The 6,000-nt window shown below is 63.2% G+C and carries 7 protein-coding genes and 2 pseudogenes; 3 read left to right on the top strand and 6 right to left on the bottom strand.

Annotated features, from left to right (window positions below):
- Positions 1-119 precede the first annotated feature (119 nt).
- The 5 genes and pseudogenes from WAO18_RS19005 to WAO18_RS18985 all read right to left on the bottom strand — a co-directional run.
- Positions 120-299, bottom strand: a pseudogene (locus WAO18_RS19005) (glycosyltransferase family 2 protein); the annotation flags it as partial.
- Positions 283-756 (bottom strand): annotated as a pseudogene (locus WAO18_RS19000) (glycosyltransferase family 1 protein); the annotation flags it as partial. The pseudogenes WAO18_RS19005 and WAO18_RS19000, both read right to left, overlap by 17 nt.
- Entirely contained in the window at positions 701-952 is a 252-nt protein-coding gene (locus tag WAO18_RS18995; RefSeq protein ID WP_422207779.1) for a hypothetical protein, read from the bottom strand. The pseudogene WAO18_RS19000 and the gene WAO18_RS18995, both read right to left, overlap by 56 nt.
- Positions 953-1,182: 230 nt before the next feature.
- Complete coding sequence (locus WAO18_RS18990; protein ID WP_422207778.1) at positions 1,183-2,022, bottom strand: SDR family oxidoreductase; 840 nt, start codon at positions 2,020-2,022, stop codon at positions 1,183-1,185.
- A gap of 209 nt (positions 2,023-2,231) precedes the next feature.
- Entirely contained in the window at positions 2,232-2,771 is a 540-nt protein-coding gene (locus WAO18_RS18985; protein WP_422207781.1) for a cysteine hydrolase family protein, read from the bottom strand.
- Positions 2,772-3,769: 998 nt separating this feature from the next.
- Here WAO18_RS18985 and WAO18_RS18980 point away from each other — a divergent pair.
- On the top strand, positions 3,770-4,486 hold the full coding sequence (locus tag WAO18_RS18980) for a PAS and ANTAR domain-containing protein (RefSeq protein WP_422207777.1): 717 nt from the start codon (positions 3,770-3,772) through the stop codon (positions 4,484-4,486).
- Here WAO18_RS18980 and WAO18_RS18975 read toward each other — a convergent pair.
- Positions 4,459-4,593: a hypothetical protein gene (locus WAO18_RS18975; protein WP_422207776.1), complete on the bottom strand. Its 135-nt coding sequence runs from the start codon at positions 4,591-4,593 to the stop codon at positions 4,459-4,461. The two genes, WAO18_RS18980 and WAO18_RS18975, sit on opposite strands and share 28 nt — an antisense overlap.
- A 118-nt stretch (positions 4,594-4,711) precedes the next feature.
- Between WAO18_RS18975 and WAO18_RS18970 the strand changes: the two genes are divergently transcribed.
- A complete protein-coding gene (locus tag WAO18_RS18970; protein ID WP_422207782.1) occupies positions 4,712-5,074 on the top strand; it encodes a hypothetical protein in 363 nt (120 codons plus the stop codon).
- Positions 5,062-5,913, top strand: a complete 852-nt coding sequence (locus WAO18_RS18965) for a sulfurtransferase (protein WP_422207780.1) — start codon at positions 5,062-5,064, stop codon at positions 5,911-5,913. The genes WAO18_RS18970 and WAO18_RS18965 overlap by 13 nt, the downstream gene beginning before the upstream one ends.
- Positions 5,914-6,000: the final 87 nt, after the last annotated feature.

The following is a 6,000-nucleotide window of genomic DNA, read 5'->3' as shown; positions in this document are numbered from 1 at the left end:
CGCACAGCGCAACATTTCCGGGTAGTTGCCTGATACTGCTTAGGGCGGATTAACCGCTTTTCGCAGCCGCCGGTTGCGTGGCCGCGGATCTGTTCGCCGTCACCGTTATTCGAGCGGTGGGGACGCCCGTCGGCATCGCGGACAATGAGACCATCCCTCTCGAAGGCAGCCAACCATCCCTGCATGGGCCACCATCCCCACGGGTCATGAAAGAGCACCGCGTTGCGCAGAATGTCGTCGAGGTGGTGTACCGGCGGGTCGGTCGTGAGGTGGAACTGGTGGAACGCGTCGGCGCCCCCACCCACCGCATCGAGCGATCCGCCTGCTGTCCAGCACATGCGGATGCGGAGAGACTTGGCTTCTGCGTCCCCGCCGTTCCCAAATTGCTTGCGCGGCACCAGTTGTCAGCGTGACCAGCTCATCTGCAGCCGTGACGATCACATCCTGCTGCTCGGCGTGAGCGTCCGACTCACGATGGTGCGGGTTGTGTAGATCGTGCACCGTGTACACCAAGCGTTTTGCCGTGCGTCTTGAGTTCTTGCACGACCCCGCCCAGCACGCCGGGTCCGACGGCGTCAAACCCGAAATGGCTGACCCAGGCGGTTCGAGCATGAGCGGCGGCAACCACACGCCCGGCACGGTACGCCCGTCAGCTGGAGCCGGATCCGCTAGGCGCACAACACTGTCAACGCCGCCGGGTTCAGACAAATGGCGAACATACACATGCGAGGCCGTCACCGAAGCCACACGCAACAACAAGGGCCCGTCTCGGAAAAGGCACCGAAGAGCCGGGGGCCATTACCTCTTCGAAGAACGAGGCAACATCGTCTAGGCCGGCGTTCTTCGCATCACGTACGTATTGCCCGTGATCGTGACCGGCCTTGAGCGAATGATGTTGAACTGAAACAAGATCGAACGTTACGTCGTCGAACCCGGTTTCTCCAGTAGCCATGGTTGCTCCTTCTTTGTGATACGTCGTCATCGGCTAACCCTGCGAGGTACTCGACAACCAAAGCAGACATTCTCTGAGCGCTCCAACTCTAGGCTCGCTGGCAGCCACATTGGTTTCGGTTGCGCCGCAGGCACTCTCGGCCTCGGCTTCTTCGCGGGCTCGCGCTGCGCGTCAGAGTTCCTAATTTGTCGGCCACGTAGTGCGCACGCCAGACCGTGGGTGAGGCGCGGTCAGAGTACGGGTCTGCCCCCGGTGACCGCCACCCGCGCCCCGGAGATATAGCTCGCTTCATCGGAGGCGAGGAGCACGTAGACCGGCGCCAGTTCGGCGGGTTGACCGGCGCGGCCCAACGGCGTGTTTTCGCCAAACGATTGCACCTTCTCCGAAGGCATGGTCGACGGAATCAGCGGTGTCCAGATCGGGCCTGGCGCAACGCTGTTGACCCGAATACCCCTCTCGCCCAGCAATTGGGCGAGGCTGGCAGAGAAATTGGCGATTGCCGCCTTAGTCGCCGCGTATGGCGCCAGGGTGGGCGAGGGCATGTCGGAGTTCACCGACGAACTGCCGATGACCGACGAGCCCTCGGGCATATGCGGCAAGGCGGCCTTGACCAGATGAAAATACGCCCCGACATTTAGCCGGAAGGTGTAATCCCACTCTTCGTCGGAGATGTCCTCCAGATTGTCATGCGTCATCTGGTAGGCCGCGTTGCTTACCAGAATATTGATGCTGCCGAATTCGCTTGCTGCGCGGGCGATTACCCCGCGACAGTGATCCGGGTCCGCCAAATCACCGGCCATCAGCACGCACCGGCGCCCAGTTTGCTCGACGAGCCGCGCGACCTCGTTGGCGTCGTCGTCTTCGTTGAGGTACGCGATCAGCACGTCAGCGCCCTCGCGCGCAAAGGCGATGGCCACGGCGCGCCCAATACCGCTATCGCCTCCAGTGATCACCGCCGTCTTACCGGTCAATCGACCTGACCCCCGATAACTGTTCTCTCCGCAGTCCGGAACTGGGTCCATCTGCGCCTGGACCCCTGGCACGTCCTGGTGCTGGTCGGGAAAGCCCACCGTGATTCCTTTCTGAACCGGCCTCGACGTCTGAGGCGGTCTCTTCGCCGGTCCGGGGTGAGTAACCGGTTCCCGTTTGCGGAAACCTCCGAAAGCCAGCAGGCCGTTGGTAGTGTCCCGGACACTCGCATATCAGTCGCTGCGATCGCCATCCTTGGACCAGTGTTGCCAACTTGCGGTGACGCGTGACACCCCGGCGCCGCTAGGGCCTAGCCGAGGCAGGCTCCCGCCAGCGACAATTCAGCGGCCATGTTCCGCTCCATCATGGTCAGTGCCGCGGCACCCAGCTCGGCGTCGAGGTGGGCGACGGCATCGGTCGGAATCACGACCGGGATGTGACGCACGTAGGCGTCCAGTGCGCTGTAGAGGATGCACTGCTCGGTAACTTGACCTGTCAGGATCAGCCGCTTGGTGCCCAGGCGATTGAGCAGATACGCCACTGGCGTTGAATAAAAAGCACTATGGCGGACCTTGGTCACCACGCGGCAGCCCTTCGGTGGCACGATCGGATTCACCAGATCGGGCCGCGCACCTCGGCGGGCCGAGTGGACGATATCGGAAAACTCGGCGCTGAAATCTCCATAGTTATCGTTGACATACACCAAATCGACATCGTCAGAGTCATGCGCCCGGCGGACGAGATCGGTTAGTGAATCGATGATCTTCGTAACGTTGGGTATGAGTTGTTCCGCATCGGGATGCCGGTAGGTGTTCATCATGTCGACAACTAGGACAGCGGTATGGCTCATGAATTCCGAGTACCCAGGGTCGACACTCGCTAGGCGCACAGCACTACGACTGAATGCTGAGCCGGCCGCTTGAATGGAGGCCGCCGCCACGGAAGCGAATCGGTCATCCTCAAGGATTGCAGGACGACTAGTCGGACGTTGATAGGCCCTCAGCGGGGACGGCCCAGCGCCGCCGCCTTGAATGCATGTGCGCGGTCACCCCGCTGCTAATGACGGCGAGCGCTTCGATGCGCCATGTTGTCCGCTGCGGCCCTCCTACGAATGTAGGTGCGGATGGTGTTGTCGCCAAGGAAGAAAACGGTCCTCGCACCAGAGCGTAGCTGGCCGCCGGCGCGGGTATTGCTTGCTTATGGATCCGCCGGAGCTGTCGGGGGAGTTGAATCAGATCGTCGAGTTCCTCGCGGACACGGCCAGAAGTTACGGGGGCAGCCTTGACGACGCGAGATCCAACGATTCAAGTCCGACCTGATCGAGATGCCGCAGCGTTGGACCGTGACTCGGGCGGCAGCGCGCTCCTTTGAACGCCAATGCCTCGAAGCAGGGTTGACGGCGGCCGACACCGATGCACTGACCGCATTGTTGCGGCGCGCCCAACGCGGCGATCGTATGCGCGTCAGCAGCAGATTTGACCGGGGGCACCGGTATAACCTGCCTTCGGACCGGTCGACACGCGATCACAACGGGACCGTCAGGTAGTCCCACAGCGAGAGCGTCACCTCCGCGAGTGGCTCGCCATCAATGCAGGCGATATGCCCGGCTGTGGTGCCATGGTCACCGGCAAGCCCCTATTTGCGGCTCCGCCAAGGTCGGTGAACGCTACCGCAGCCCAGCGCGCGCCGCGCACTCCTTACACCAAAGATTGCACCTCCGAGCGTTTGCTCGCTGGCGGATCCATGCTCGCAGGCGCACACTTTCATCCACGGATTGTGCGCCGACCTGCTCCGCACACAAATCCGCCTCCTTATACGGGCAGTACTCGACAGCGGAAAGTCAGAAAAATGGCTGACAGCGGGAACCAGCGTGAACAGGCAGCGGCGGGTCGGTCGCTGACCGAAGATGACCTCCCTGCCACTGACGGCCATGTAGCGCGGACTATCGATAAAGCTCTGCTCGGCGGTGAACCGCAGCGAGTCGGCAGCTTCGAATACCGATACGACGACGACGCGTGGACGTGGTCGGACACCGTCGCACGAATGCACGGCTACCAGCCTGGCGAAATCGAACCGACCACCGAGCTCATGTTGAGTCACAAGCATCCCGACGACTTGGCTCGCGTCAAGGGTCTCCTGCAGCAGTCGGTCGCTCCGTTCAGTAGCCGGCACAGGATCCGCACCGCCACGGGAGAAACACGCAAAGTGGTGGTCGTGGGCGACCCGGTGACCGACGCCGACGGTCGCATCGTTGCGACCCGCGGGTTTTACATCGACGTCACCGAGAGCTTCAACGCCGATCTTCAGCAGTCGATCACCGACGAGTTACAGATCATCGTTCCTCACCGAGCAGTCATCGACCAGGCCAAAGGCATGCTAATGCTGATCTACCAGATCAATGCCGATGCCGCCTTCGCAGTGCTTGTGTGGCGATCCCAAGAACTCAACGTGAAGCTCCTGAACGTCGCCGAAAAGCTCGTCGCCGAGTTGCCCGACCTACTGCGTGCCCACCCCGCTATGCGTGCACCTGTCGACCACTACATCCTGACCCTTACGCCGCGATAGGCAACGGTCAGTGCCGCGGCGCCTAACCCGGCGTCGAGGAGGGCGACGGCATCGGGATGCCGGTAGGCGTTCATCACGTCGACAACTAGGACAGCGGTATCGCCCATGGCGGGTCTAGTACCACGACGGTTCCCGGCGTTAACACTCGTCATGCGCGAATGGAAGCGATGGATTTGCACCTACGCAACCGGGATTTGGTCTGCGCTCACCAGCAAGCATGGAACAATGCGCGACATGTTCGAGCGCTCGATTCTCGCCGCCGCAGCTATCGCGATAGCCGCTATCAGCCCGGCGTCGCCGGCTTACGCGGATCCTCAGTGCCCTGCCAGCGGCTGTCCGCACGGTCCCAGCAACAACCCGCCGTCCGCCAATGTCAACAGCCCGTCCTACAAGGATGGGTACAAGAGCGAACACGACTTCTACTCGACCCCGCAGAATCACGCGTACCTCAAAAGCGAGATGCAAAACGGCTACAACGCCGGGCTGGTCTGCCAGACGGAGATCGGCGGTGGCCCGACACCGCCGAGTCCGGCCGACTGGATCAGCGGCTGCATCGACGCCCTGCACGACTTGGGATTCAAACCATAACTGCCCGGGTCCTGATCTCCGTCGCGGAGTTGGCCGAACTGATCGGCGCCGGCGGACCGGTGACGATCCTCGATGTGCGCTGGCGGCTCGACGAACCCGACGGCCACGCGGCCTACCTGCAAGGCCACATCCCGGGCGCGGTCTATGTCTCCCTCGAAGACGACCTCACCGATCACAGCGTGACCGGGCGGGGCCGGCACCCGCTGCCGTCGGGCCGCAGCATCGAGGATTCGGCACGGCGTTGGGGCGTCCGCCAAGGTGTGACCACCGTCGTCTATGACGACTGGAATCGGGCGGGTTCGGCGCGAGCCTGGTGGGTGTTGACCGCGGCCGGGCTCGCAGACATCCGCATCCTGGACGGCGGCCTGGCCGCGTGGCGCTGGGCCGGAGGTCGCCTGGATACCGATCCGGTGGTGCCGCCACCCGGCGACGCGACCACGCTGCACGACGACTTGTACGCCGGAGCGTTGCCGACCTTGACCGCGCGCCAAGTCGGCGACTTCACGCTGCTCGACGCGCGCGCACCCGAACGCTTCCGCGGTGACGTCGAGCCGATCGATCCCGTTGCCGGACACATACCCGGCGCCAAAAACCTGCCCATCGGCAGCGTGCTGAACGCTGACGGCACGTTTTTGCCCGCCGAAGCGCTGACCCAGCTGCTCGCCGCGCGCGGAATCCACGACGACGGCCGACTGGGTGCGTATTGCGGTTCGGGTGTGACGGCCGCAATCGCGGTCGCAGCGCTCGCCGCGGCAGGCCACCAGGCAGCGTTGTTTCCCGGCTCGTGGTCCGAATGGAGCTCCGACCCCGCCAACGCCGTTGCCAGCGGAGACGATTAGTCCGGTTCCACGGAATGAGGTTTGCAGCACGCCACCGACGGCAATGCGCGTAGAGAGGAGGGCGCGTTGGTCGACCAATGCGTTCGC

Origin of the sequence: Mycobacterium sp. (genome assembly GCF_049278535.1) — a bacterium.
Lineage (GTDB): Bacteria > Actinomycetota > Actinomycetes > Mycobacteriales > Mycobacteriaceae > Mycobacterium.
The sequence above is the reverse complement of the archived record's forward strand: the minus strand, read 5'-3'. Positions and strand labels throughout refer to the sequence as shown.